24 protein-coding genes and 1 tRNA gene are annotated in these 25,674 nt (G+C 63.4%); 16 read left to right on the forward strand and 9 right to left on the reverse strand.

The annotated features are described in order from the left end of the window. Window positions 1–27: 27 nt before the first annotated feature. From NKH36_RS01655 to NKH36_RS01670, 4 genes are all read right to left on the reverse strand, one after another. Complete coding sequence (locus tag NKH36_RS01655) at window positions 28–834, reverse strand: ABC transporter permease (protein ID WP_352958359.1); 807 nt, start codon at window positions 832–834, stop codon at window positions 28–30. Beyond that, window positions 834–1,556, reverse strand: a complete 723-nt coding sequence (locus NKH36_RS01660; RefSeq protein ID WP_352958360.1) for an ABC transporter permease — start codon at window positions 1,554–1,556, stop codon at window positions 834–836. The genes NKH36_RS01655 and NKH36_RS01660 overlap by 1 nt, the downstream gene beginning before the upstream one ends. Before the next feature lie 153 nt (window positions 1,557–1,709). Next, a complete protein-coding gene (locus NKH36_RS01665) occupies window positions 1,710–2,504 on the reverse strand; it encodes a transporter substrate-binding domain-containing protein (RefSeq protein WP_352958362.1) in 795 nt (264 codons plus the stop codon). Window positions 2,505–2,554: 50 nt separating this feature from the next. Beyond that, window positions 2,555–3,367: an ABC transporter ATP-binding protein gene (locus NKH36_RS01670; protein WP_352958459.1), complete on the reverse strand. Its 813-nt coding sequence runs from the start codon at window positions 3,365–3,367 to the stop codon at window positions 2,555–2,557. Window positions 3,368–3,585: 218 nt separating this feature from the next. Between NKH36_RS01670 and NKH36_RS01675 the strand changes: the two genes are divergently transcribed. The 3 genes from NKH36_RS01675 to NKH36_RS01685 all read left to right on the forward strand — a co-directional run bounded on the left by NKH36_RS01675 (window position 3,586) and on the right by NKH36_RS01685 (window position 6,881). Beyond that, complete coding sequence (locus NKH36_RS01675; protein WP_352958364.1) at window positions 3,586–4,434, forward strand: dimethylarginine dimethylaminohydrolase family protein; 849 nt, start codon at window positions 3,586–3,588, stop codon at window positions 4,432–4,434. Then, window positions 4,431–6,011, forward strand: a complete 1,581-nt coding sequence (locus tag NKH36_RS01680) for a 5-guanidino-2-oxopentanoate decarboxylase (RefSeq protein WP_352958365.1) — start codon at window positions 4,431–4,433, stop codon at window positions 6,009–6,011. Before NKH36_RS01675 ends, NKH36_RS01680 begins: the two co-directional genes overlap by 4 nt. Window positions 6,012–6,173: 162 nt before the next feature. Then, complete coding sequence (locus NKH36_RS01685; protein WP_352958366.1) at window positions 6,174–6,881, forward strand: SDR family NAD(P)-dependent oxidoreductase; 708 nt, start codon at window positions 6,174–6,176, stop codon at window positions 6,879–6,881. 141 nt (window positions 6,882–7,022) lie between these two features. On the opposite strand, the gene rpsA is transcribed toward NKH36_RS01685, so the two are convergent. The 3 genes from rpsA to aroA form a co-directional block, all read right to left on the reverse strand. Then, on the reverse strand, window positions 7,023–8,720 hold the full coding sequence (rpsA, locus tag NKH36_RS01690) for a 30S ribosomal protein S1 (RefSeq protein WP_352958368.1): 1,698 nt from the start codon (window positions 8,718–8,720) through the stop codon (window positions 7,023–7,025). A 205-nt stretch (window positions 8,721–8,925) separates the two neighbouring features. Next, window positions 8,926–9,576, reverse strand: coding sequence for a (d)CMP kinase (gene cmk / locus NKH36_RS01695; protein ID WP_352958370.1), 651 nt, complete (start codon window positions 9,574–9,576; stop codon window positions 8,926–8,928). Between the two features lie 272 nt (window positions 9,577–9,848). After that, a complete protein-coding gene (aroA, locus tag NKH36_RS01700) occupies window positions 9,849–11,207 on the reverse strand; it encodes a 3-phosphoshikimate 1-carboxyvinyltransferase (protein ID WP_352958371.1) in 1,359 nt (452 codons plus the stop codon). 195 nt (window positions 11,208–11,402) lie between these two features. On the opposite strand from aroA, the gene NKH36_RS01705 reads away from it, so the two are divergent. After that, the gene (locus NKH36_RS01705) at window positions 11,403–11,792 is read left to right on the forward strand and encodes a TIGR02300 family protein (protein WP_352958372.1); all 390 of its coding nucleotides are present in this window, start codon (window positions 11,403–11,405) and stop codon (window positions 11,790–11,792) included. Between the two features lie 172 nt (window positions 11,793–11,964). Continuing rightward, a tRNA-Ala gene (locus NKH36_RS01710) sits at window positions 11,965–12,040 on the forward strand. A gap of 13 nt (window positions 12,041–12,053) precedes the next feature. On the opposite strand, the gene NKH36_RS01715 is transcribed toward NKH36_RS01710, so the two are convergent. Beyond that, a complete protein-coding gene (locus NKH36_RS01715; protein ID WP_352958373.1) occupies window positions 12,054–12,278 on the reverse strand; it encodes a hypothetical protein in 225 nt (74 codons plus the stop codon). Window positions 12,279–12,316: 38 nt separating this feature from the next. On the opposite strand from NKH36_RS01715, the gene NKH36_RS01720 reads away from it, so the two are divergent. The 3 genes from NKH36_RS01720 (at window position 12,317) to NKH36_RS01730 (ending at window position 14,553) form a co-directional block, all read left to right on the forward strand. Next, complete coding sequence (locus NKH36_RS01720) at window positions 12,317–12,493, forward strand: hypothetical protein (RefSeq protein WP_352958374.1); 177 nt, start codon at window positions 12,317–12,319, stop codon at window positions 12,491–12,493. 219 nt (window positions 12,494–12,712) lie between these two features. Further along, a complete protein-coding gene (locus NKH36_RS01725) occupies window positions 12,713–13,312 on the forward strand; it encodes an ANTAR domain-containing response regulator (RefSeq protein ID WP_023796771.1) in 600 nt (199 codons plus the stop codon). Between the two features lie 2 nt (window positions 13,313–13,314). Next, entirely contained in the window at window positions 13,315–14,553 is a 1,239-nt protein-coding gene (locus NKH36_RS01730) for a CmpA/NrtA family ABC transporter substrate-binding protein (RefSeq protein WP_352958375.1), read from the forward strand. Between the two features lie 243 nt (window positions 14,554–14,796). Here NKH36_RS01730 and NKH36_RS01735 read toward each other — a convergent pair whose 3' ends face one another. Continuing rightward, the gene (locus NKH36_RS01735; protein ID WP_352958376.1) at window positions 14,797–14,925 is read right to left on the reverse strand and encodes a hypothetical protein; all 129 of its coding nucleotides are present in this window, start codon (window positions 14,923–14,925) and stop codon (window positions 14,797–14,799) included. Here NKH36_RS01735 and NKH36_RS01740 point away from each other — a divergent pair. From NKH36_RS01740 to NKH36_RS01775, 8 genes are all read left to right on the forward strand, one after another. Beyond that, window positions 14,912–16,228 carry a CmpA/NrtA family ABC transporter substrate-binding protein gene (locus tag NKH36_RS01740; RefSeq protein ID WP_352958377.1) on the forward strand — a complete coding sequence of 439 codons (1,317 nt, stop codon included), beginning with the start codon at window positions 14,912–14,914 and terminating at the stop codon, window positions 16,226–16,228. The genes NKH36_RS01735 and NKH36_RS01740 overlap by 14 nt on opposite strands. 66 nt (window positions 16,229–16,294) lie before the next feature. Further along, window positions 16,295–17,191, forward strand: coding sequence for a nitrate ABC transporter permease (ntrB, locus tag NKH36_RS01745; RefSeq protein ID WP_352958378.1), 897 nt, complete (start codon window positions 16,295–16,297; stop codon window positions 17,189–17,191). Between the two features lie 10 nt (window positions 17,192–17,201). Then, on the forward strand, window positions 17,202–17,999 hold the full coding sequence (locus tag NKH36_RS01750) for an ABC transporter ATP-binding protein (RefSeq protein WP_352958379.1): 798 nt from the start codon (window positions 17,202–17,204) through the stop codon (window positions 17,997–17,999). 387 nt (window positions 18,000–18,386) lie between these two features. Further along, window positions 18,387–18,578 carry a hypothetical protein gene (locus NKH36_RS01755; RefSeq protein ID WP_352958380.1) on the forward strand — a complete coding sequence of 64 codons (192 nt, stop codon included), beginning with the start codon at window positions 18,387–18,389 and terminating at the stop codon, window positions 18,576–18,578. Between the two features lie 115 nt (window positions 18,579–18,693). Further along, window positions 18,694–19,935, forward strand: a complete 1,242-nt coding sequence (locus NKH36_RS01760) for an MFS transporter (RefSeq protein ID WP_352958460.1) — start codon at window positions 18,694–18,696, stop codon at window positions 19,933–19,935. A gap of 19 nt (window positions 19,936–19,954) precedes the next feature. Next, window positions 19,955–22,405: a nitrite reductase large subunit NirB gene (gene nirB, locus NKH36_RS01765; RefSeq protein WP_352958381.1), complete on the forward strand. Its 2,451-nt coding sequence runs from the start codon at window positions 19,955–19,957 to the stop codon at window positions 22,403–22,405. After that, window positions 22,405–22,740 (forward strand): nitrite reductase small subunit NirD, encoded by a 336-nt coding sequence (gene nirD, locus NKH36_RS01770; RefSeq protein WP_352958461.1) that lies wholly within the window; start codon window positions 22,405–22,407, stop codon window positions 22,738–22,740. Before nirB ends, nirD begins: the two co-directional genes overlap by 1 nt. A gap of 3 nt (window positions 22,741–22,743) precedes the next feature. Further along, window positions 22,744–25,611 (forward strand): nitrate reductase, encoded by a 2,868-nt coding sequence (locus NKH36_RS01775; RefSeq protein ID WP_352959814.1) that lies wholly within the window; start codon window positions 22,744–22,746, stop codon window positions 25,609–25,611. The last annotated feature ends 63 nt before the right edge of the window (window positions 25,612–25,674 follow it).

Raw genomic sequence — 25,674 nt, forward strand, 5'->3', positions numbered from 1 at the left:
TGCCCTGAATTCGCGACTTTAACTGCTTTAGCCTAGCTTGTTCGGGATCCGCGCCTCGATCTTGCCGAGGGCGAAGACCAGGATGCCGGTGATCGCCATATAGATCAACGCCAGGAGCAGCAAGGGTTCGTAGGTGAGGAAAGTGCTCTGCCGCACCTTTGACGAGACGGCGAATATGTCGATCACGCTGATGGTCGCCACCAGCGGCGTCGATTTCAGCTGCAGCACGGTTTCGCCGGTCAGCGTCGGCAGCGCCCGGTAGATGGCTTGCGGCAGCCAGATCCGCCGGAGAATCTTCCAGCGGCTCATGCCGAAGGCACGCGCCGCTTCCAACTGCCCTTTCGGCACCCCGGCAAAGGCACCCCGCATCACTTCACCCTCATAGCCGGCGAAGGACAAGGTCAGCGCCAGGACGCCGTAGGGCCACGCCTGCCTGAGATATGGCCACATCCAGGATTCGCGAATCCATGGGTACTGCGGAAACAGCGAGCCGAGCCCATAGTAGAGCAGCCAGAGCTGCAGCAGCAGCGGCGTTCCCCTGATGACGGTGCAGAAGGCCTTTGCAGGCGCCGCGAGCCAGAAAGGGCCGGCAGCCTGCGCCAGCCCGAGCGGCACGGCGAGCAGGAAGCCCAGTGTGCAGGTGACGGCGAGGATCCAGAGCGTGCGCCAGAGGCCGACAAGTGCCATTTCGTAATATTGCGGCAGCCAGTCCCAGCGCATGAAGAAGGCGGCTGCGAGAACCAGCGCCAGCGCTATCAGGACCAGCACGATGCGGTGCGGCTGCAGCCACAGCGACGCGCGGGCAACATTGATGATGATTGCTTCGCCGGCCATCAACGCGCCTCCTTGAGGGAGGGCATGCCGCGCCGAGCCCAGAGTTCGATGCGGCCGATGATCAGATTGGAGACCAGCGTCAACAGGAGGTAGATCACGCCTGCGGCGAGAAAGAACGTAAGATAGGCCTTGGTCACGCCCGCCGCTTGGCGCGTCGCCAATGTCAGTTCAAAGAAGCCGACGACCGCGAGCAGGGCGGTGTCCTTGGTGGCGATCAGCCAGAGATTGGCGAGACCGGGTATGGCGAAAGGCAGCATCGCCGGCAGCGTGATGCGTCGCAGCAGGAGGCCGGGAGACATGCCATAGGCGCGCGCGGCTTCGATCTGGCCTTGCGGAATGGCAAGGATCGCGCCACGCATCACCTCGGTCGAATAGGCGCCCTGGACGAATCCGAGCACGGCAATGCCGGCCACCAGCCCGCTGATGTCGATGCGTTGATATCCCATTGCCGTCAGCAACTGGTTGATCAAATCGGTGCCGGCATAATAGAGCAGCAGGATCAGCACCAACTCCGGCACGGCGCGGACGATCGTCGTATAGACCGCCAGCAGATCGCGCACCACAGGCCCGCCGTAGAGCTTGCCGTACGCGCCGCAAATGCCGATCACGAGGCCGAGACCGAAAGCACCGGCAGCGATCTCGACCGAGTGGAGCAGTCCGACCAGAAGCGTTCCGCCCCAGCCAGGCGGCGTCGGCGAAAGCAGTTCGATGATGCGGGCCACAGAGGCCGGAAAAAATGCGTCGATCAGCGTCGCCCCCGAATTGCTGGCGCCAAAACCGCCGGCGATACCGTCAGCGGAAAGCTTGCATGGGTGGATGTCGACGAAGCCACACGGCGCTGCCCGCGCCGCGTGGTTATTCGATCAGGGATGCCGTCAGTTCGACTGGGTGTCGGCGCCGTAAATGTCGAAGTCGAAGTATTTCTTCGAAATCTCGTCATATTTGCCGTTCGCGCGGATCGCCTTGATACCGGCATTGATCTTCTCTTTCAGCTCGGTGTCTTCCTTGCGGACACCGGCGCCGACGCCTGGCCCGAGGATCGCCAGATCCGGCGCGACCATGCCCTTCAGATCGCAGCATTGCTTGCCCTGATCCGATTTCAGAAAGGCGTCGAGCGCGATCGAATCGGCCTGCACCGCATCGAGGCGACCGGCGGCAAGATCCTGATTGGCCTCGTCCTGGGTCTGGTATTCCTTGATTTCCGCCGCTTCGGTGAAGTGTTTCTTGACGTAGTCGGCATGCACGGTCGAAACTTGGACGCCGATGATCTTGCCCTTGAGGTCCTCGGGTGCGGAGCCGAACTTCTGATCCTTCGGCCCGATAATGGCGGTCGGCGTGTTGTAATATTTGTCGGAAAAGTCGATCGTCTTCTTGCGCTCGTCGGTGATCGACATGGAACTGGCGATCACATCGATCTTCTTGGTCGTCAGCGCCGGGATGATGCCGTCCCAGGCGACAGGGGTGATGACGCAGTCGAGCTTCTGCTCGGCGCAGACCGCGTTGATGAATTCGATCTCCCAGCCGACCCATTTGCCCGAGGAATCCGGCGAGGTGAACGGCGGATAGGGTTCGGCGGCGACGCCGATCTTGACCGGCTCGGCCTTCGCCGCGCCCATCGCGGCAACGCCGAGCAACAGCGCTGCGGCAAATGTCTTCAGAACGGTCTTCATTTCAATAACTCCCAGTTTGTTGTTGTTCCCGTTTGTCCATCCGCCTCGGCTTAACCGATGTTGCGGATGAATTGCTTCAGCCTTTCGGATTTTGGAGCGCCGAAGATCTGCTCCGGCGGGCCCTCTTCCTCGACCAACCCATTATAGAGATAGACTACATGCGTCGCGACCTCGCGGGCAAACTTCATCTCATGGGTGACCAGCACCATGGTGCGGCCTTCGCGCGCCAGATCGCCGATCACCTTCAGCACCTCGCCGATCAGTTCCGGGTCGAGCGCGGAGGTCGGCTCGTCGAACAGCATGACGCGCGGATTGATGGCCAGCGCCCGGGCGATGGCCGCACGCTGCTGCTGGCCGCCCGACAGATAGGCCGGATAGACATCGCGCTTTTCGGCCAGGCCGACGCGCTCGAGCAGCTTTTCGGCCTCGGCAATGGCCACATCGCGCTTGACGCCCAGAACTTGCACCGGAACCTCGATGACGTTCTCGATCAGCGTCATGTGGCTCCACAAATTGAAATTCTGGAAGACCATGCCGAGCTTGGAGCGGATGCGCTCGATCTGCTTGCGGTCGGCGGGAACGGTGTGGCCATAGCTGTCGGCCTTCATCCGGATCTCCTCGCCATTGACGCGGACGATTCCGCTCGTCGGGTTCTCCAGGCAATTTATGCAGCGCAGCAGCGTCGACTTGCCCGAGCCGCTGCCGCCGATGATGGCGATGACCTCACCGTCGCGCGCCGACAGCGAAACACCTTTCAGCACATGCAGTTCGCCGAATCTTTTGTGCAGGTTCTCGACATGGATGGCTTCGGCGGCATCGTTCTGCGCCGTGTACTTCAGGGCGGGGGCCGTGCCTTGCGCTATCACCTTTTCGGTGCCTCACGAAGCGGCTGGACCCGTCGCTGCTGGAATTTTTTACCCATTACCATCACTGGACAGACTTCTCATTCTCAAGATGGACCGTTCCGCTTGCCTCCGTCAACCATGCTTTTTGGACCATTGATCGCGGCTTGCTGAGTGGCTATTGGCTGGATGGGATATTTCAGGAGCACTTGGTGGGTAAAGCATACGGGTCGCAGTCCATGGCAGGGCCCCTGCAGCGCGTGCTGATGCGGTCCGCCGCAAGCGCCATGCCCCGCGCCAGAGCATCGGAATGGCACTATGGCCCGGGCTTCGATCCGCAAAAGGCCGCTGCCCAGTATGAGGCGCTGACGACGCTGGTTTTGGCATCCGGCGCCGAGATCGAATGGCTGACCGACGCCGATGACGGGCTTGCCGATTCGGTCTTCACGCACGATCCTTCGTTGATGACCGACCACGGCGCCATCATCCTTGCCATGGGCAAGGCGCTGCGCCGGGCCGAACCCGGCCTGCACGAGGCGGCCTACAGGCGCATGGGCGTTCCTCTCCTCGGCCGCATCGAGCATCCCGGCCAAGTCGAGGGCGGCGATTGCGTCTGGGTGGATCCTCGGACGCTGGCAGTCGGCCGCGGCGTGCGCACCAACCAGGACGGCATCCAGCAACTCGCCAACCTACTCACCCCCAAGGGTATCCAGGTCTACGGTTACGACCTGCCGCTCTGGCATGGCGAGGAGGCCTGCCTGCATCTGATGTCGGTGATCAGTCCGCTCGCCGACGATCTGGCGCTGGTCTATGCACCGCTTTTGCCGGCTGCCTTCTACCAGATGCTGCGGGCGCGAGGCATTCGCCTGGTCGAGGGCGACGCCGAGGAGTTCTTCGCCTCCAACGGTCTCAGCCTCAACGTGCTGCCGACGGCGCCGCGCGAGGTGATCGCCATTGCCGGCTTCCCGAATACGGCGGCGGCCATGGCGGCCGCCGGCTGCAGGGTTTCAACCTTCGAGGCGGACGCGCTGTGCATTGCTTGCGAGGGCGGACCGACTTGCCTCACACGTCCGGTGCTCAGACAATGACGACAGTCGGCGAAGCGCTCATCACTTTGCTCGAAGCCCATGACGTCGACACGGTCTTCGGCATTCCAGGTGTGCATACCGTCGAACTCTATCGCGGGCTGGCGCGCTCGAAGATCCGCCACGTCACCCCGCGTCATGAGCAGGGCGCCGGCTTCATGGCCGACGGTTATGCGCGCGCCAGCGGCAAGCCTGGCGTCGCCTTCGTCATCACCGGACCGGGACTGACCAACACCATAACCGCCATGGGCCAGGCCCGTGCCGATTCGGTTCCGATGCTGGTGATCTCAGGCGTCAACGCCACGCCGACGCTGGGCAAGGGCCTCGGCCATCTGCACGAACTGCCCGACCAGCGTGGTATGATGAAGAAGGTCGCGCTGTTCTCGCACCGTGTCACCGACGCCGACGAACTGCCAGGCGTGCTTGCCCGCGCCTTCGCCCTGTTTTCGTCATCGCGCCCCGGTCCGGTCCATATCGAGATCCCGACCGACATCATGGTCAAGCCGGCCGACGGCATCGTAGCTTTGCTGACGAATGTCGCGCCGCCCGAACCGGATGCGGCGGCGATAGCAGAGGCGGCAAGGCTTTGCGCGGCTGCCCGCCGACCGCTGATCCTTGCCGGCGGCGGTGCCAAGAGAGCCGAAACACCGTTGCAGCGCCTTGCCGAAAGGCTGGGAGCACCGGTTGTCCAGACGGCCAATGCCCGCGGCCTGCTGCATCGCCATCCGCTTGTCGTGCCGGCCAGCCCCAGTCTGAAGGCGGTGCGTGCGCTGATGGCCGAGGCCGATCTGGTCATTGCCGCCGGCACCGAATTCGGCCCGACCGACTATGATGGGTATAGCGACGGCGGCTTTGTCCTGCCGCCCAATCTGATCCGCATCGACATCGGCGCCGACCAGCTTGCCCGCCGTCCGGCCCGGATTTCGATCCAGGCCGATTGCGGCGTAGCACTCGAGGCGCTGCTTGCCGAAATCGGCAAGGGCCAGCCGACATCGGACGACGGTCCGGCTCGCGCCGCTGCAACGAGGCAAGCGGCCTTCGCCGAAATCAGCGCGAGCCTCCAGGCGCAAACACGAGCCGTCGAGGCGATCCGCGATGCATTGCCGGGCTCGATCATCGTCGGCGATTCGACCCAGCCGGTCTATGCCGCCAACCTCTATTACGATCACGATCGACCGGGCGGCTGGTTCAACGCCGCCACCGGCTTCGGCGCGCTGGGCTATGGTCCGCCGGCGGCGATCGGTGCGGCCCTTGCCGTGCCTCATGCGCCGGTCGTTTGTCTCACCGGCGACGGTGGTTTCCAGTTCACGCTGCCGGAACTGGGCGCCGCGCTCGACGCCTCGGCGCCGGTGATCTTCGTCGTCTGGAACAATCGCGGTTATCGCGAAATCGAAACCTCGATGCTCGATGTCGGCGTCGAGCCGGTCGGCGTCTCGCCGGCGCCGCCTGATTTCTGCAAGCTGGCCGAGGCCTATGGCATTGCCGCTGAGCGGCTCGCCGGCATCGGTCATCTGGCAGACGCACTCAAGCGCGCGCGGGGGACCGGCGTGCCGTATGTTATCGAGATCACTGTCGATTGAGTTGCTGCGGCAGCGTCCGCTTGGGGATGCGATCCGCGTCGGATGGCCGCCGGCTTGAGGCGCGTAAACGACACTCTGTCATCGAGATTTCGGTTGAGTGATCGCGCGAAAGGCGCGACCTTCGGCGGCGGCGCGGCATAAGAGTGACTGGAGCGGTCGAAGATGACGGATACACTGGACGGCAGGCATGTTGTGGTGACCGGCGGCACCGGAGCGCTCGGTGGCGCGGTTGTCGGCAAACTGCTGGAGCAGGGCGCGGTCTGCCATGTTCCCAATGCCCATGCTGCCGCGCCCGCGCATTTTCCCTTCCCGGCACATGAGCGCGTCAGGCTGGCGCACAATGTCGATCTCGCCGATCCAGCCAAGGTTGATGCGTTCTATGCCAGCGTAACGGATTTGTGGGCATCCATCCATCTGGCCGGTGGCTTTACCGCTGCGCCGGTCGAGAAGATCGAGCCCGCGTCCTTTGCCGAAATGATGGACACCAACGCCCGTACCACCTTCCTGTGCTGCCGCGCTGCGATCCGCTCGATGCTGGAATCTTCCGTGTCGGGGCGCATCGTCAATGTCACGGCGCGCGCCGGGCTCGACCTGCGGCGCGGTTCCGGCATGGTCGCCTACGCCGCCAGCAAGGCGGCGGTCGCCGCAATGACGGTGGCTATGGCGGAAGAACTCAAGGGCAAGGGAATCCTGGTCAACGCGGTCGCGCCCTCGACGCTCGACACGCCGGCCACCCGGGCTGACATGCCAGCAGCCGATTTCAGCAAATGGGTCAGCCTCGAAGCGGCCGCGGAGGCCATTGCCTATCTCGCTTCGCCGGCCAATCTGGCGATCAGCGGCACGCTGGTGCCGCTATACGGCAGGGCCTGATCTATCTCTTTGTTTGAGCGCGGATTTCCCGGTTTGCCACGCTTGGGTCCGACGCTCTGACCATGGTCAAACAAAAACCCCGCCGGATCGCTCCGGCGGGGTTCTGTTACAAGCCGCGCGCGAGGCGCGGTGTTTGCAGATTTAGCTGCCCTGCTTCTTCAGCGCGGCACCCAGGATGTCGCCCAGCGAAGCGCCGGAGTCGGTCGAGCCGTACTGGGCGACCGCTTCCTTCTCCTCAGCGATTTCCAGCGCCTTGATCGAGACCTGCAGTTTGCGGGTCTTCTTGTCGAAGGCGATGACGCGGGCGTCGACCTTCTGGCCGACCGTGAAGCGCTCGGGGCGCTGCTCGTCGCGGTCACGGCTGAGGTCGGAGCGCTTGATGAAGGTCTCGAGGCCGCTCTCGACGAGCCGCACTTCCAGACCGCCATCTTTGACGCCGGTGACCTCGCAAGTGACGACCGCGTTCTTGCGCAGTTCGCCTGAAGTCGCCGCCTCGCCGGCCGTGTCCTTGGCCAGCTGCTTGATGCCGAGCGAGATGCGCTCCTTGTCGATGTCGACGTCGAGCACCTGCGCCTTGACCATGTCGCCGCGATTGTATTCTTCGATTACCTGCTCGCCCGGACGGGTCCAGTCGAGGTCGGAAAGATGGACCATGCCGTCGACATCGCCTTCGAGGCCGATGAACAGGCCGAACTCGGTCTTGTTCTTGACCTCGCCCTCGACCTGGCTGCCGACCGGATGGCTGCTGGCGAAAGCCTGCCACGGGTTCTCGAGCGTCTGCTTGAGGCCGAGCGAAATGCGGCGCTTGGCCGGATCGACCTCGAGCACCACCACGTCGACTTCCTGCGTCGTCGACAGGATCTTGCCGGGATGGACGTTCTTCTTCGTCCACGACATTTCCGAAACGTGGATGAGGCCCTCGATGCCCGGCTCCAGCTCGACGAACGCGCCGTAGTCGGTGATGTTGGTGACGGTGCCCTTGATCTTCTTGCCGATCGGGAATTTCGTTCCGATCTCGGACCACGGATCGCTCTCGAGCTGCTTCATGCCGAGCGAGATGCGGTGGGTTTCCTGGTTGATGCGGATGATCTGCACCTTGACCGTCTGGCCGATGTTGAGGATTTCGGTCGGATGGTTGACGCGACGCCATGCCATGTCGGTGACATGCAGCAGGCCGTCGATGCCGCCGAGATCGACGAACGCACCATAATCGGTGATGTTCTTGACGACGCCTTCGACCACCTGGCCCTCTTCGAGGTTCTGCACGATTTCCGAACGCTGTTCGGCGCGGCTTTCCTCGAGCACGGTACGGCGCGACACCACGATGTTGCCGCGGCGGCGATCCATCTTGAGGATCTCGAAAGGCTGCGGATTGTGCATCAGCGGAGAAACGTCGCGGATCGGGCGGATGTCGACTTGGCTGCGCGGCAGGAAGGCCACGGCGCCATCGAGATCGACGGTGAAGCCGCCCTTGACCTGGTTGAAGATGACGCCTTCGACGCGCTCGCCCTTGGTGAACTTCTCTTCGAGACGGACCCAGCTCTCTTCGCGGCGGGCCTTCTCACGGGAAAGCATCGCTTCGCCAAGCGCGTTCTCGATGCGCTCGACATAGACTTCGACCGTGTCGCCGACCTTGAGCGTCGAGTCCTTGCCCTTGACGCCGAATTCCTTCAGCGGCACGCGGCCTTCGACCTTGAGGCCGACGTCGATGATAGCCATGTCCTTTTCGATCGCGGTGATCGTGCCCTTGACGACTTGGCCTTCGCCGGAATGGCCGGCGGAAAAAGATTCTTCGAGCAGGCTCGCGAAATCATCGCGAGTGGGATTTGCAACTGACATAGTTTCTCCTGGAATGCCCCGCATCTGTCGCGGGGCGGGCGCCGTGGGTTAGCGTTGCGTTGGCCTGCCGGCGTTCCGGGCTTCAAAAAAGCCCTTGGCCGCCTAAGCGGCAATTCCGGCGCATGAAAAATGCTGGCAGGCTGGTTCGTGCCCGATACGGGTATCTTTTCGCCGCCGGCAATCGGCAACGGGAGGAAAACCCGGCTCAGGCGTTGTTTCTCTTGGCCAGAACGTCGTCGATGATTGCCTTGGCCGCCAGGAACGCGGCTTCTATAGCCATTTCCGACGTGTCGAGCAAGTGCGCGTCGGCAGCCGGCTTCAGCGGCGCGTCGGCGCGGCCCATGTCGCGCTCGTCGCGGCGTAGGATATCGGCCAGGATATCGTTGAAATTGGCGGTGCCGCCGATGCTCTCGATCTCGGCCAGCCGCCGCTCTGCCCGCACTTCGGCGCTGGCTGTCACATAGAGCTTAATGTCGGCGTCGGGACAGACGACGGTGCCGATGTCGCGGCCGTCGAGCACGGCGCCCGGCGGCGCCTTGGCGAATTCGCGCTGCTTTTCGACCAGTATGCGCCGTACTGACGGGAAAACTGCCACTTTCGAAGCCGCCTCGCCGACCGCATGCGCCGACAGCACTGACCGGTCGAGCTTGGCCATATCGACCTGACGGGCGGCGGTTTCGGCAGCCGAAACATTGTCAAGCGGCAGGCCGAGCCGAAGCAGCGCATGGGCCACTGCGCGATAGGTGAGGCCGGTGTCAAGCAGGTTCAGTCGGTAATGGTCAGCCAGCCGCCGCGCCAGAGTGCCTTTGCCGGCGCCGGCGGGTCCGTCGATGGCGATGGTGAAGGTTGATGTCATTGGCGGGTCAACGCTTTGTCTGCCCGGCAACAAGCCCTCACGCCTTCGTCATCCCAGGGCGCAGCGAACGCGCAGCGGAGCAAAGACCCTGGGATCCATGCCGTGACATCAGCCAAAGAGTGCTGCCAACCAGAATTCAGCATCGCTGCGGCGCTCTAATGTTACGGCATGGATCCTGGGGTCTGCGCCGCGTCGCTTCGCTCCTTGCTTCGCCCCAGGATGACGAAGGCAGAGGTGTCGGGGACCAATCTCCGAGGTTTGCGAATACCATGTCACTCAATCTCCGCCCCCAGCCCCTTCATCAGGCCCATGAATTCAGGAAAACTCGTCGCGATCATCGCCTGGTCGTCGATGGTGACAGGCTTTTCCGTTGCCAGCCCCATTACCAGAAAGCTCATGGCAATGCGGTGGTCGAGATGAGTTTGGACGATGGTGCTCTGTCCATTGGGGTGCTGTCCCAAACCCTTGCCGCCGGGTTTTCCACGCACCGCCAGCGAGGCCTCGCCCTCGGTGCAGTCGACGCCGCTGAGTTTCAGCCCTTCGGCCACTGCCGACAGCCGGTCGGATTCCTTCACCCGCAGCTCTTCCAGCCCCTGCATCAGCGTCTCGCCCTCGGCAAAGCTGGCGGCGACAGCAAGCACCGGATATTCGTCGATCATCGTCGGCGCCCGCTCGGGCGGCACGGTGACCCCCTTCAGCTCAGAATAGCGTACGCGTAGATCTGCGACATCTTCGCCGCCTTCATTGCGCGGGTCGATTATGTCGATCCGGGCGCCCATTTCCTGTAGCGTCAACAAAAGCCCGGTGCGGGTCGGGTTCATCAGCACGTTTTCGATTGTGATGTCCGAGCCCGGCACGATCAGCGCCGCCACCAGCGGGAAGCCGGCGGAGGACGGGTCGCCCGGCACAGCGATCGTCTGGCCGGTGAGCTTGCCCTGGCCCTCGATGAAGATGTGACGCACGCCGCGCTCGTCGGTCTCGACCGACAGATTGGCGCCGAATCCCTTCAGCATCTTTTCGGTGTGGTCACGCGTCATCACCGGCTCGATCACGGTGGTGACGCCAGGCGTGTTCAGCCCGGCGAGCAGCACCGCCGACTTCACCTGCGCCGAGGCCATCGGCACGCGGTAGGTGATGGGTGCGGCGTGCTTGGGCCCGTGCAGCGTGATCGGCATGCGGTCGCCGGGCGTCGCCTTCAGCACCTGCACGCCCATCTGGCGCAGCGGCTCGAGCACGCGGCCCATCGGCCGGCCGGACAGCGAAGCGTCGCCGATGAAGGTGGTTTCCATGTCGTAGGTGCCGACCAGGCCCATGGTGAGGCGCGAGCCGGTGCCGGCGTTGCCGAAATCGAGCGGACCTTCCGGCTGCAGCAGCGCGCCATTGCCGGTGCCGCGGATCACCCACTCCGTGCCGCGCTTTTCTATATGCGCGCCCATCGCCTTCATCGCGGCGCCCGTGCGCATCACGTCCTCGCCTTCCAGCAGGCCGGTGATGCGGGTCTCGCCGGAGGCGAGGCCGCCGAACATGAACGAGCGGTGCGAGATCGACTTGTCGCCGGGCACCCGCGCCGCGCCTGAAAGCGCTGACGATTTGCGGGCGGTGGCCGGTTTCGGGGCGGCAGTATGCGACATGGCTTTTTCCTGGGTGAAAACGCCGGTAGCCGGCCTTTTTCTTTTGGTTTGGGCGGTCTCGTACCACGGCGGACGGAAATGGTCATCCCCTTGCAAGAGGTCGCTCAACGCGGCGATTTATGACGCTGGCTTTAGGCTTTGACACCGCCGCAAACTGTGGTTATGGGGACCAAACTTTCATCGACGAGGCTTGCTGTGGCAAAACCCGAACTTGGCACCAAACGCATCGACCCCGAGACGGGTCAAAAATTCTACGACCTGAACAAGGATCCGATCGTCTCGCCCTATACCGGCAAGAGCTATCCGCGTTCCTATTTCGAGGAAGGCAAGATTGCCGCTCTCGAGGAGGAAGAGGAAGTTGCCGAGAAGGAAGTGGACGCCGAGGAGGAAGGGGGCGTCGAGGTCGTCTCGCTCGAAGAGGCGGACGAGGATGCGAAAGCCGACGATCTTCCCGATCTCGGCGATGACGAGGACGATGTGGACCTCGGCGATGACGAAGACGATACTTTCCTCGCCGACGAAGAGGAAGAAGACGACGATGTCGCTGACATGATCGGCGTCGGCGACGACGACGACGAAGTCTGATCCGGCCTCTGACGCGAGCGCCTGCCGACTTTCGCGGCGTCTTAAGAAAAAGCCGCTCTCGAAGGCTTGATATTGGCGGAAGGCGGGGTTAGAAGCCGCCTGCACTAACGGCGCGGTCTCAACCCGCGCCGGATCTCTTCGCCGGCAACGGCGCCGGTAGACTGCCGGAAGTGGGGCCATAGCTCAGTTGGGAGAGCGCTTGAATGGCATTCAAGAGGTCGTCGGTTCGATTCCGATTGGCTCCACCAGTTTTCTCTAAAATCAGTCGCTGTAGGCCTGCCTAATCACTGGCAGGCCGACAACTCGGGCGGGTTCCTGAAAAATTTCGCTGTATTCGGCTAACCTGAAGCTGAAAACCCCGGCAATCACCAGAGTTTTCAGCACACTAACTGCTAATAATACCAATCCCAGACCCAAACACGCCTGCGGAAGCACCGTCTGCGCGGGCGGCCATTTCGCCAGACACGACGACAGATCCTTCTCCAAGCGCGCCGCCGACGCCGCCGCCTGCGGTGCCACCGCCGATGGCGGACCGGCTCCGCTTGAGTATCTTCATCCTCGAAGGCTTCCGTATCCGGCGCGTCGAGTTCATCGAGAATGCCGCTTCTGGCGCCTGGTACACCGGCTACCGCGTTGATTGGCCGAACTGCGCTCGCAAGGGCTGCTGCCCCCGCAATGCCAAACATTCCTGTCAAAAATGATCGCCGATCCATGGAAACCTCCAATCCTCTAGCCAGCGAGACAAGGTTCGCAAAATGAAAGATAGCGCAGTCGATACAAAAGCAAAGTAGACCCTATGAATGGTATTTAAAGAAGCTTAACGGGTCGGCTCCGCAAATATGTGGCAGTCCCCGAAGCGATAACTGCGTCAATTCTCATATGCCGCATTGCACAATCACGCGGCGTGCGCAAAATGCGGCATGATCCGGAAATCCCTCACCGTCCTGGTGATCGACGAAAACCACATTCGCGCCTCCATTATCGAGGCGGGATTGCGGGAGGCCGGGCATGAGCAGGTCACGGTCGTTCACGATGTTGCCGGAATAGCGCGGCGCATCGCCGAGATTGAACCGGACGTAATCGTCATCGACCTCGAAAATCCCAACCGCGACATGCTTGAAAACATGTTCCAGCTGTCGCGCGTGGTGAAGCGGCCGATCGCCATGTTCGTGGATCGGTCGGATCAGGCTTCGATCGAAGCTGCGGTGGAAGCGGGGGTCTCCGCCTATGTCGTCGACGGGCTGCGCCAGGAGCGCGTCAAGCCGATCCTCGATATGGCGATCAGCCGCTTTAACGCGTTCTCTCGGATGGCGCGCGAACTGGAAGAAGCCCGCAGTGAATTGGAGGACCGCAAGGTCATCGACCGTGCCAAGGGCATCCTTATGAGGTCGCGTGGCCTGTCGGAGGACGCGGCCTATACGCTTCTGCGCAAGACCGCCATGAACCAGAACCGCAAGATCAGCGAAATCGCGCAGAGCCTGGTGACGGCGGCAGGCCTTCTGGATCCCGGAGAGAGTTGAGCATGGCGGCCGAACACCAGATCAATGCCGGTTTCATACCGCTCTTCGACAGTGCCGTTCTTGTCGCAGCGAGGGAGATCGGCTTTGCCGCGCGCGAAGGCGTCGACCTGACGCTCAGTCGCGAAACGTCCTGGGCCAACATCCGCGACCGCATCGCGATCGGACATTTCGATCTGGCGCATATGCTGGGGCCGATGCCGATCGCCTGCAATCTGGGGCTCACGCCACTCGCCTCCGACACGATCGTGCCGTTCTCGCTGGGACTGGGCGGCAACTGCGTAACCGTTTCGAACGTGGTCTGGGCGGGCGTGGCCGCGCACGGCGCCTTGCCCGACCTCGATCCGGCGCGAGCCGGCAAGGCCTTGGGAGCGCTGATCCGTGAACGGGCAAATGCCGGTCGCGACCCGCTGCGCTTTGCGGTCGTGCATCCGCACTCCGGACACAATTACGAACTGCGCTACTGGCTCGCGGCCTGCGGCATCGATCCGTCGCGCGAAATAGAAATCGTCATCGTGCCGCCGCCCTTCATGGCCGACGCACTCGCCGCCGGCAGGATCGACGGCTACTGCGCCGGCGAACCCTGGAACAGCGTCTCGGTTGTCGCCGGCACCGGCCATATCGCCACCGTCAAGGCCGCTATCTGGAAGACCAGCCCCGAAAAAGTCGTCGGCGTGCGCAAGGCCTGGGCCGAAAAACACCCTGAAGCCCTTTCAGCCCTGCTGCGCGCGCTCCATCACGCCGCGCGCTGGTGCCAGGATCCGGCAAACCGCGGCGAACTGGCCGCCCTGATGGCGCAGCCTGCGTTCCTCGGCCTGCATGCGGCAGTGCAGATGCCGATCCTGAGCGGACATCTCCAACTCGGCGGTGGCGCGGAACGAACGGTCGAGGATTTCTTCCTGCCCTTCGACAAGGCCGCCAACTTTCCGTGGAAGAGCCATGCGCTGTGGTTCTACACGCAGATGGTGCGCTGGGGACATGTCGCGCACACGCCGGAAAACCTCGCTATTGCTCGCGACTGCTACCGCCCCGATCTTTACCGGTCGGCGCTGAAGCCGCTCGGCGTCGCACTTCCTGGCGCCAATTCTAAGGTCGAGGGCGCGCTGACGTCTGCCACACCTGTCGGCTCCGCCGGCGCCAGTCTGGTGCTCGGCCCTGATGGTTTCTTCGATGGCCAGATATTCGATCCCGACGAGATCGACGCCTACATTGCCGGGCAGAAATTGGCGCGCGCCGAAGCCTGATCATTTTCGCGCCATTCTTGTCATTGCACAAAAACTATGCATGCAACTGCGCTAATGAACAATCTTTGGCTTGCTCGCCGAGCGGGCCAGTGCGCCCATGATTATGGCATGCCGTTGATCTCATTGATGTTTATCATCCATTCCGAAACTGGCACGGTTCCTGCTTTGCAATAGGCAGACTCTTCTCGGGGTCACGGAACAGGCGTCCAATGGCGGGCGCTACAGGCAAAGCTGCCGCTCAGGTCAACACGCGATCCCGGATGGACGGACGCGCGCGGCCTGGCCGGCGGCTTTTTTGTTTTGGTCGAACACGCAATCGACGGCGCAGATCCAAAGCCGCGCCCAACCGGAGACGACGATGACGAAACGCATCAAAACCCAATCCGCCCTCAAGGGTGTAACGCGCCGCGAATTCCTGATGATGAGCGCGGCCACCGCGACAACGCTGGCGGCGGCGCGCGCGCTGCTGCCGTCCGGCGCCTATGCGGCGACGGCAGCGCCGGAAGTCACCGGCGCCAAGCTCGGCTTCATCGCGCTGACCGATGCAGCGCCGCTGATGATAGCCAAGGAGAAGGGCCTGTTCGAAAAATTCGGCATGCCCGATGTCGAGGTGCTCAAGCAGGCCTCCTGGGGCGCGACACGCGACAATCTGATGCTCGGCGGCGAAGCCAACGGCATCGACGGCGCCCATATCCTGACGCCGATGCCTTACCTGATGCATACCGGCAAGGTGACGCAGAACAACCAGCCGATGCCGATGGCGATTGTGGCGCGGCTCAACTACGACTGCCAGGCGATTTCCGTCGCGCAGGAATATGCCGGCACCGGCGTCGGCCTTGATGCCTCCAAGCTGAAGGACGCCTTTGCGGCCAAGAAGGCCGAAGGCAAGGAGGTGAAGGCCGCCATGACCTTCCCGGGCGGCACCCATGATCTCTGGTTGCGCTACTGGCTGGCAGCCGGCAGCATCGATCCCGACAAGGATGTCTCGACCATCGTTGTGCCGCCGCCGCAGATGGTCGCCAACATGAAGGTCGGCAATATGGACGTGTTCTGCGTCGGCGAGCCATGGAACGAGCAGCTCGTCCACCAAGGCGTCGGCTTCACTGCCGCCACGACGGGCGAGTTGTGGAAGGGCCATCCGGAGAAGGCGCTCGGCCTGCGCGCCGCCTTTATCGACAAGAACCCGAACGCCACCAAGGCGATCCTGATGGCCGTCATGGAAGCCCAGCAATGGTGCGAAGCCTTGGAAAACAAGGACGAGATGGCGGCCATCATCGGCAAGCGGCAATGGATGAACGTGCCGACCGCCGACATCATCGGCCGCCTTAAGGGCGACATCAACTACGGCAATGGCCGCGTTGCCGCCGGCACCGACCTCTACATGAAGTTCTGGAAGGGCGGCGTGTCCTATCCGTTCAAGAGCCACGACAGCTGGTTCCTTGCTGAGAACATCCGCTGGGGCAAATTCGCGGCGACCACCGACATCAAGGCGCTGGTCGATCAGGTCAACCGCGAAGATCTGTGGCGCGAGGCGGCGAAGGATCTCGGCGTCGCTGCGGCCGACATCCCGGCGTCTTCATCGCGCGGCGTCGAGACCTTCTTCGACGGCAAGATCTTCGATCCGGCCAATCCGTCCGCCTATCTCGACAGCCTGAAGATCAAGGCATCGGCCTGACGTCGCCGGCAAGCGGCGCCAGTGACGCCGCCTGTCACGCCAATGCTCAAGGAGCTTTTTGCGAAAATGTCTATCCAAGCCATCGAGGACCCCAAGGTGAAGGCGTTCCCCACGCCTGCCAAGCCCGCAGAGGTCATAGCTTTCACCGCCAAGGTGAGGCACCGCTTCGATCCCGCCGCGATCGCCGGCAAGCTGGCAAGCACGCTGGTGCCGCCGGCAGTCGTCATCGTCGTCATGCTCGTCATCTGGCAGATCGCCTGTTCGTCGCCCAACGCCAGCTTGCCGCCACCCAGCCAGGTATGGAACGAGGCCTACGATCTGATCGCCCACCCGTTCTTCGACTATGGTCCGCAGGATATCGGACTGGCCTGGCGGGTGCTGATCTCGCTGCAGCGCGTCGCCATCGGCTTCGGCCTGGCTGCAATCGTCGGCGTTGCGCTCGGCGCGCTGGTCGGCCAATCGATCTGGGCGATGCGCGGCCTCGACCCTGTGTTCCAGATACTGCGCACCGTGCCGCCGCTCGCCTGGCTGCCGCTGTCGCTGGCCGCCTTCCGCGATTCCAGCCCATCGGCGATCTTCGTCATCTTCATCACCTCGATCTGGCCGGTGATCATCAACACCGCCGTCGGCGTCCGCAACATTCCAGAGGATTATCGCAACGTCTCCCGCATCCTCAGGCTCAACCAGCTCGAGTTCTTCGTGAAGATCATGGTGCCGGCCGCGGCGCCTTATATCTTCACCGGCCTGCGCATCGGCATCGGCCTATCCTGGCTTGCCATCGTCGCCGCCGAAATGCTGACAGGCGGCGTCGGAATCGGCTTCTTCATCTGGGATGCCTGGAACTCGTCGCGGCTGCCCGACATCATCGTTGCGCTCGCCTATATCGGCATCACCGGCTTTTGCCTCGATCGCCTTGTTGCGGCGGTCGGCGCCTTCGTCACCCGCGGCACAACGGCAAAGTGAGGAGAGGGCAATGACGGCCTATCTGAAACTCGACCATATCGACAAATCCTTCACCCGCGGCGGCCAGGTCAGCGAGGTGCTGAATGACATCCGGCTGACCATCGACAAGGGCGAATTCGTCTCGATCATCGGCCATTCCGGCTGCGGGAAGTCGACCTTGCTCAACCTGATCGCCGGGCTGACGAAAGTGTCCGCCGGGGCGGTCCTGCTCGAAGACAAGGAGGTCGACAGCCCCGGTCCTGAACGCGCCGTGGTGTTCCAGAACCACAGCCTGCTGCCATGGCTCACCGTCTACGAAAACATCAACCTGGCGGTGTCGAAGGTGTTCGGCCGCACCAGGAGCCGGGCCGAACGGCACGACTGGATCATGCGCAATCTCGACCTCGTGCAGATGGCGCATGCCAAGGACAAGCGGCCCGCCGAAATATCGGGCGGCATGAAGCAGCGCGTCGGCATCGCCCGCGCGCTGGCCATGGAGCCGAAGATCCTGTTGCTCGACGAGCCCTTCGGCGCGCTTGACGCGCTGACGCGCGCGCATCTGCAGGATGCGGTGATGGATATCCATTCGAGGCTTGGCTCGACGACGATCATGATCACCCACGATGTCGACGAGGCGGTGCTGTTGTCCGATCGCATCGTCATGATGACCAACGGTCCGGCGGCGACCATCGGCGAGGTGCTTGCCGTGCCGCTGGCCAGGCCGCGCCACCGCGTCGAGCTGTCCTCCGACCGGACCTTTCTGCGCTGCCGCGAGGCGGTGCTGAAGTTCCTCTACGAACGCCACCGCTTCGTCGAAGCCGCGGAGTAAGGCCATGACCGAAAAACGCGTCATCATCTACAATTAGCAATCTGCATCGGCAATGGGCAATCTACCGCATTGCACAAATATTACGCTGCTGTGCAAGGCATTATGACTAATCTTTGATCCGCTGCCGGGCTTGGTCAAAAATCGCGCGGCTTGATTTCATTCGATAATCTGGAGCGCTGTCGAATTGGCACGCTTCCTGCTTTTCAGAATGTAGGTCCGCAAGGGCCAAGTGACACGGCGTCCAATGGCGGGCGCCACAGGCAAAGCTGCCGCTCAGGTCAATACGCGATCCCGGATGGACGGACGCGCAAAGACCTGACCGGTGGCTTTTTTGTTTTTACGCGATCGACGGCGCTGGTCCCAAGCGGCGCCCAACCGGAGATGACGATGACGAAACCGATCGGAACTGGCGCGTCCCTCGCGGACTTCACGCGCCGCGATTTTCTGGCCAGCAGCGCGCTGACGGCGGCGCTGTTCACCGCCGCGCTCCTGCTGTTTCCTGTCGGCGCCAAGACGGAAAGCAAAGACCTGACCGTGGCGAGCCCGGTCTCGTTGCACGCACCGATGCCGCGCCGCTGATCATTCACCCACAACCATCTGCGGTGCCTCCCACGCCGCAAACCGGAGCCAGACGTTGACCGCAAATCTCCCAGCCACGCCCAGCCAGGACAATGCTCCCCGGCAGGCGCTTGTGATGTCCACCATCGCCTTCACCGTCTGCTTCGCGGTGTGGACGATCTTCTCAATCATCGGCGTGCGCATAAAGCAGGACCTTGGGCTGAACGAGACGGAGTTCGGCCTGCTGGTCGGCACGCCGATCCTCACCGGTTCGCTCGTGCGCATGGTGCTCGGTGTCTGGACCGACCGTTTTGGCGGACGGCTGGTATACACCGCGACCATGCTCGCGGCGGCGGTCGCGACCTTCCTGCTCGCTTTTGCGCACACCTACGGACAGATGCTGGTCGCCGCGCTAGGCGTTGGGCTCGCCGGCGGTTCCTTCGCCGTCGGTGTCGCCTATGTCTCGCGCTTCTTCCCGGCCGGCAAGCAGGGCACGGCGCTTGGCATTTTCGGTGTCGGCAATGTCGGCGCCGCGGTCACCAAGTTCCTGGCACCGTTCGTGCTTCTCTCCTTGGGCTGGCAATCAGTCGCGCTGATCTGGGCGGCAGCACTCGTCGTCATGGCCGCCGTCTTCTGGTTCACGACCAGCGACGATCCGGTCATCCGCGAGCGCCGCGCCAGCAAGGCAGCGCCCGCGAGAAGCTTCTTGCAGGAATTCGCGCCGCTCAAGAACCTGCAGGTCTGGCGCTTCGCCTTCTATTATTTCTTCGCCTTCGGTGCATTCGTCGCGCTGTCGCTGTGGCTGCCCCGCTACCTGATCGGCGTCTACGGCTTCGGGCTTGCGACCGCCGGCATGATCGGTGCGGCCTATTCAATTCCGGCAAGTATTTTCCGCGCCTATGGTGGCGTGCTTTCCGACCGGATCGGCGCCCGCACCGTGCTCTACTGGACCTTCGCTGTCAGTGCCGTCGCGACTCTCGTTCTGTCTCTCCCCTCGGCAGACTACGTCGTGCACGGCATCAGCGGGCCGATCGCCTTCCATTTCGAGATCGGCCCGCTCGCCTTCATAGCCGTTGCCTGCGTGCTCGGCTTCTTCATGAGCCTTGGCAAGGCCGCCGTCTACAAGCACATTCCGGCTTACTACCCGCAGAGTGTCGGCGCGGTCGGCGGCGTTGTCGGCATGATTGGCGGGCTCGGCGGCTTTATCCTGCCAATCGCCTTCGGCGCACTCAACGACCTCACCGGCGTCTGGTCGAGCTGCTTCATGCTGCTCTTCGTCATCGTCGCCACCTGCTTTGCCTGGATGCGCTTCAGTATCCGGCGGATGGAGCGCGCGGCCGCCGCCGAAGCTTCAGGCCTTTCCTACGCGGCTGAGTGAGACCGGAGTGGATCAGGACATGACCGAAAAACTCGTCATCATCGGCAACGGCATGGCCCCCGGGCGCATGCTGGAGCACCTGCTGGAAAAGGCGCCGGACCTCTACCAGGTCACCATCTTCAACGCCGAGCCGCGCGTGAACTACGACCGCATCATGCTGTCGCCGGTTCTGTCAGGCGAAAAGGATTATGAGGAGATCATCATCCATGGCGATGGCTGGTACATCAAGCACGGGATCACGCTCTACAAGGGCCACAAGATCGTCGCCATCGACCGGCAGGCAAAGACCGTCACCTCCGATCATGGCGTGACTGAGCCCTACGACAAGCTCGTCATCGCCACCGGTTCGGTGCCGTTTATAATCCCGGTGCCCGGCCATGATCTGCCCGGCGTGCTGACCTATCGCGATCTCGACGACGTTCGGGCTATGATGCTGGCCGCGCAGTCACGGGCCAAGGCCGTGGTTATCGGCGGCGGTCTGCTCGGGCTGGAGGCGGCAGCAGGCTTGAACTCGCAAGGCATGGACGTCACCGTGCTGCATGTCATGCCGACGCTGATGGAGCGCCAGCTCGATCCAGCCGCCGGCTATCTGCTGCAGCGCGCTGTCGAGCAGCGCGGCATCAAAGTCATCACCAAGGCCAACACCCAGGCGATCACGGGCAACGGCAAGGTCGAGCAGGTGGAACTCGCCGACGGCACCATCATCCCGGCGACGCTGGTGGTGATGGCGGTCGGCATAAGGCCGAACGCCGCTCTCGCCAAAGAGGCCGGTATTGCCGTCAATCGCGGCATCGTCGTCGATGCCGGCATGCGCAGCAACGACCCCGACATCTTCGCGCTGGGCGAATGCGCCGAGGTCAACGGCATGGTCTACGGCCTGGTCGCACCGCTCTATGAGATGGCGCGTGTCGCCGCCAGCCAGTTGGCCGGCGACGAGGCCGCCGCTTTCGTCCATTCGGACACGCCGACCAAGCTCAAGGTTACCGGCATCGAGCTGTTCTCGCTCGGCGACTTTGCCGAGGGCGAGGACCGCCACGAGATCGTGCTGCGCGATGCCGCCGCCGGCGTCTACAAGCGCCTGGTGCTCAGGGATGACCGCATCATCGGCACCGTGCTCTACGGCGAGACGGCCGACGGTGCCTGGTTCAATGACCTCAAGAAGAAGCAGACAGACATATCGGAAATGCGTGACACGCTTATCTTCGGCCAGTCCTACCAGGGAGGCGCCTCCCTGGACCCTATGGCGGCCGTTGCAGCCTTGCCGGATGATGCGGAAATCTGCGGCTGTAACGGCGTTTGCAAGGGAAAGATCACTGGCGCGATTACGGGGAAGGGCCTGACGTCGCTGGACGACGTGCGTGCCCACACCAAGGCGTCCGCTTCCTGCGGCTCCTGCACCGGGCTGGTCGAAAAGCTGATGGTGCTGACCATCGGCGACAAATACAATCCGGCGGCCGTGCAACCGATGTGCGGCTGCACCACGCTCGGCCACGACGAGGTCCGCCGGCTGATCAAGGCGAAGAGCCTGAAGACCATCCCCGCCGTCATGCAGGAGCTGGAATGGAAGACCTCCTGCGGCTGCGCCAAATGCCGGCCGGCGCTCAACTACTATCTCGTCTGCGACTGGCCGGACGAGTATGCCGACGACTACCAGTCGCGCTTCATTAACGAGCGCGTCCACGCCAACATCCAGAAGGACGGGACCTATTCGGTGGTGCCGCGCATGTGGGGCGGCGTCACCAATGCCGCCGAACTGCGCGCCATCGCCGATGTTGTCGACAAGTTCGAGATCCCTATGGTCAAGGTCACCGGCGGCCAGCGCATCGACATGCTCGGCATCCGCAAGGAGGACCTGCCGGCGGTGTGGGCCGATCTCGGTCAGGCCGGCTTCGTCTCCGGCCACGCCTATGCCAAGGGACTGCGCACGGTAAAGACTTGCGTCGGTTCGGACTGGTGCCGCTTCGGCACGCAGGATTCGACAGGGTTCGGTGTCCGTATCGAGAAATTCATGTGGGGTTCGTGGACGCCCGCCAAGGTCAAGATGGCGGTGTCGGGCTGCCCGAGGAACTGTGCGGAGGCAACCTGCAAGGATGTCGGCGTGATCTGCGTCGATTCGGGCTACGAGATTCATTTCGCCGGTGCCGCCGGCCTCGACATCAAGGGCACCGAGGTGCTCGGCCTGGTCAAGACCGAGGATGAGGCGCTGGAGCACATCGTGGCGCTGACGCAGATGTATCGCGAACAGGGCCGCTATCTCGAGCGCATTTACAAATGGGCCAAGCGCATCGGCATCGCCGAAATCAAGCGCCAGATCATGGATGATGGCGAGAAGCGCAAGGCGTATTTCGACCGCTTCGTCTTTTCGCAAAAATTCGCACAGGTCGATCCGTGGTCGGAACGTGTTTCCGGCAAGGACAAGCACGAATTCCGGCCGATGGCTTCGGTCGGATTCGCGCAGGCGGCGGAGTGATCATGATGAACTGGGTATCAATCGGCTCGATATCAGACATTCCACGCCGCGGCGCGCGCTGCGTCGCCACGCCCCAAGGCAAGATCGCCGTCTTCCGCACGGCAGACGATCAGGTCTTCGCTATCGACGACCATTGTCCGCATAAGGGCGGACCGCTCTCGCAGGGCATCGTCCACGGCGCGGCGGTCACCTGTCCCCTGCACAATTGGGTGATCTCGTTGGAGACCGGCAAGGCGCTCGGTGCCGACGAAGGTGCGGTGCGCACCGTTCCGGTGCGGGTCGAGGGCGAGCGTCTGTTCATTGCGCTGGAAGCGCTGGCCAGCCGCGCTGCCTGAATCATGAAGATCGATGAAGCGCGCGAGGTGAGGACCACCTGCCCCTATTGCGGGGTAGGTTGCGGCGTGCTTGCGAAGGTCGCCGCGGACGGTGAGGTAACCGTTCGCGGCGACCCTGACCATCCGGCGAATTTCGGCCGGCTCTGCTCCAAGGGCTCGGCGCTTGCCGAGACGATCGACCTCGACGGCAGGTTGCTCTATCCGGAGATCCACGGTCACCGCACCGGCTGGGACGAAGCGCTCGACCTCGTCGCCTCGACCTTCTCCCAAACCATTGCCGAGCACGGCCCCGATTCGGTCGCCTTCTACGTCTCCGGCCAGTTGCTGACCGAGGATTATTATGTCGCCAACAAGCTGATGAAAGGCTTCATCGGCTCGGCCAATATCGACACCAATTCGCGCCTGTGCATGGCCTCGTCGGTTGCCGGCCACCGTCGCGCATTCGGCTCCGACACAGTGCCAGGCAGCTACGAGGATTTGGAGCTCGCCGACCTGGTCGTGCTGGTCGGCTCCAATCTCGCCTGGTGCCATCCGGTGCTTTACCAGCGCATTGCCGCGGCCCGGGAAAAGCGGCCCGAGATGAAGGTGGTGCTGATCGATCCGCGCCGCACCATGACTGCAGACATTGCCGACATGCATCTGGCGATCGCGCCCGATGGCGACGTCGCGCTGTTCACCGGCCTGCTCGCCTATCTTGGTGAACAGGCCATACTGGATCACGCCTATATCGCAGCACACACGACGGGCTTTGACGGCGCGATTGCCGCCGCTTCGGCGCTCGACCTTGCCGGCATTGCCGCTGCCACGGGCCTCGGCGAGGACGAGCTTGTCCGCTTCTATAGCCTGTTTGCCGCGACGGCCAAGACGGTGACCGTCTACAGCCAGGGCGTGAACCAGTCGTCGTCGGGCACCGACAAGGTCAATGCCATCATCAACTGTCATCTCGCCACCGGCCGCATCGGCAGGCCCGGCGCCGGGCCCTTTTCAGTGACCGGCCAGCCCAACGCCATGGGCGGTCGCGAGGTTGGCGGCCTGGCCAACATGCTGGCCGCCCATATGGAGATCGAAAACCCCGAACATCGCGACCGCGTGCAGCGTTTCTGGAGCGCGCCGACCGTCGCCGAAAGACCCGGTCTGAAGGCGGTCGAGATGTTCCAGGCGGTGGCTGACGGGCGCATCAAGGCGCTGTGGATCATGGCGACCAACCCGGTCGATTCGATGCCGGATGCCGATGCCGTCGAAGCGGCGATCAGGGCCTGCCCGTTTGTCGTAGTGTCGGACGTGCTGGCCATGACCGACACGGTCCGCCACGCCCATGTCCGGCTGCCCGCCGCCGCATGGGGCGAGAAGGACGGCAGCGTAACCAATTCGGAGCGCCGCATCTCGCGCCAGCGCGCCTTTTTGCCGGTACCCGGCGAGGCACGAGCCGACTGGTGGATCATCGCCGAAGTGGCCAAGCGGATGGGTTTTGGCGAAGGGTTTTCGCATGCGTCGCCGGCCGGTATCTTCGCCGAGCACGCCGCGCTGTCGGCATTCGAGAATGACGACGCGCGGGATTTTGATATCGGCGCCTATGGCGACATTGATGCTGAGGACTACGAGGATTTGGCGCCTTTCCAGTGGCCAGCGCCGAGCCCAGGCACCCCCCTCTGGCCTACCGGCCATCTCCCCAGCAAGGGGGGAGATCGGCTATCACCACGGCCTTCGCTAATCTCCAACGCTGCAAGGGGAGAGCCGGCGCCAAAGCTGCCAATCTCCCCCCTTGCGGGGGAGATGGCCGGCAGGCCAGAGGGGGGAGCTCAGGCTGAAAGTGAGAAAGACTTGGGCGTTCAGGCAAGACGTGCCTCACCCAGCAGCCGCTTCTTCGCTAACGGCAACTTCTACACACCCGATGGCAAAGCGCGCTTCATCCCGATCCGTCCAGTTCCGCAAACCCGCACGAACGAAAAATTCCCGCTCGTCCTCAACACCGGCCGCGTTCGCGATCACTGGCACACCATGACACGGACCGGCAAGAGCCCGCGGCTGTCCCAGCACCTGGCCGAGCCCTTCGTCGAAATCCACCCGGAGGATGCGCAGCACTACGGCATCGGCGATGCCGACATCGTGCGCGTCTCGACTGTGCTCGGTGAGGTGCTGGTTCGCGCGTTGGTGACAGCGCGGCAGCGGCAAGGCTCGATCTTCGTACCGATGCACTGGACGGACCAGTTCTCAGCGCGCGCTCGCGTTGATGCGCTGGTGGCGCCCATCACCGATGCGATTTCGGGCCAGCCGGCCTTGAAGAATATTGCCGCCCGCGTCGAACGCTTTGCTGCCGCCGCCTTCGGCTTCGCGGTGCTTGCCGAACGGCCGGCCTCGGTCGACGCCGATTATTGGAGCCTCGCCCGCTGCGCCGCCGGCTGGCGCCTCGAACTTGCGCTGGAAGCTGGGCGGGACTGGACGGCTTTCGCAGCCTCGCTTTTTGGCGCGGACGCGCTAGGCGAGACGCTCGCCTATCATGACGTCGCCGGCGGGCACTATCGCTTTGCCCGCTTCGCCGGCAGCCGGCTGGCTGGCGCGCTCTATCTGGCGCCCAAACCGGTCGCGGTGTCGCGCAGCTGGGCGGTGGAGCAGTTGGGTGCGGACCATGCCGATCGGCGCGAGCGGCTGGCGATCGTGGCCGGGCGGCCGGGCGGCAATCGCGTCGACCGTGGCGCTATCGTATGCTCTTGTTTCGGGGTTGGCGCCAATCAGATCGCGGAAGCGGTGCGCGGCGGCTGCGTAAGCGTCGAGGCGATCGGCGCGGCTTTGCATGCCGGCACCAATTGCGGCTCCTGCCGCGCCGAGATCAGGACCATCATCGAGGCGCGACGGCTTCAAGCGGCGGAGTGAGGCCGTCGAGAAGCTCGGTCACACCGAGCCTCGCCGCTTACCAGCAATTTACAAACCATGGGC

This window comes from Mesorhizobium sp. M1312 (assembly GCF_040318115.1).
Taxonomy (GTDB): domain Bacteria; phylum Pseudomonadota; class Alphaproteobacteria; order Rhizobiales; family Rhizobiaceae; genus Mesorhizobium.

Coding starts and splice junctions, on each gene's coding strand:
- NKH36_RS01655 (WP_352958359.1), bottom strand. CDS start 834: ATGGCCGGCGAAGCAATCATCATCAATGTTGCCCGCGCGTCGCTGTGG.
- NKH36_RS01665 (WP_352958362.1), bottom strand. CDS start 2,504: ATGAAGACCGTTCTGAAGACATTTGCCGCAGCGCTGTTGCTCGGCGTT.
- NKH36_RS01675 (WP_352958364.1), top strand. CDS start 3,586: ATGGCAGGGCCCCTGCAGCGCGTGCTGATGCGGTCCGCCGCAAGCGCC.
- NKH36_RS01680 (WP_352958365.1), top strand. CDS start 4,431: ATGACGACAGTCGGCGAAGCGCTCATCACTTTGCTCGAAGCCCATGAC.
- NKH36_RS01685 (WP_352958366.1), top strand. CDS start 6,174: ATGACGGATACACTGGACGGCAGGCATGTTGTGGTGACCGGCGGCACC.
- rpsA (WP_352958368.1), bottom strand. CDS start 8,720: ATGTCAGTTGCAAATCCCACTCGCGATGATTTCGCGAGCCTGCTCGAA.
- cmk (WP_352958370.1), bottom strand. CDS start 9,576: ATGACATCAACCTTCACCATCGCCATCGACGGACCCGCCGGCGCCGGC.
- aroA (WP_352958371.1), bottom strand. CDS start 11,207: ATGTCGCATACTGCCGCCCCGAAACCGGCCACCGCCCGCAAATCGTCA.
- NKH36_RS01720 (WP_352958374.1), top strand. CDS start 12,317: ATGGCGGACCGGCTCCGCTTGAGTATCTTCATCCTCGAAGGCTTCCGT.
- NKH36_RS01725 (WP_023796771.1), top strand. CDS start 12,713: ATGATCCGGAAATCCCTCACCGTCCTGGTGATCGACGAAAACCACATT.
- NKH36_RS01730 (WP_352958375.1), top strand. CDS start 13,315: ATGGCGGCCGAACACCAGATCAATGCCGGTTTCATACCGCTCTTCGAC.
- NKH36_RS01740 (WP_352958377.1), top strand. CDS start 14,912: ATGACGAAACGCATCAAAACCCAATCCGCCCTCAAGGGTGTAACGCGC.
- NKH36_RS01735 (WP_352958376.1), bottom strand. CDS start 14,925: ATGCGTTTCGTCATCGTCGTCTCCGGTTGGGCGCGGCTTTGGATCTGC.
- ntrB (WP_352958378.1), top strand. CDS start 16,295: ATGTCTATCCAAGCCATCGAGGACCCCAAGGTGAAGGCGTTCCCCACG.
- NKH36_RS01750 (WP_352958379.1), top strand. CDS start 17,202: ATGACGGCCTATCTGAAACTCGACCATATCGACAAATCCTTCACCCGC.
- NKH36_RS01755 (WP_352958380.1), top strand. CDS start 18,387: ATGACGAAACCGATCGGAACTGGCGCGTCCCTCGCGGACTTCACGCGC.
- NKH36_RS01760 (WP_352958460.1), top strand. CDS start 18,694: ATGTCCACCATCGCCTTCACCGTCTGCTTCGCGGTGTGGACGATCTTC.
- nirB (WP_352958381.1), top strand. CDS start 19,955: ATGACCGAAAAACTCGTCATCATCGGCAACGGCATGGCCCCCGGGCGC.
- NKH36_RS01775 (WP_352959814.1), top strand. CDS start 22,744: ATGAAGATCGATGAAGCGCGCGAGGTGAGGACCACCTGCCCCTATTGC.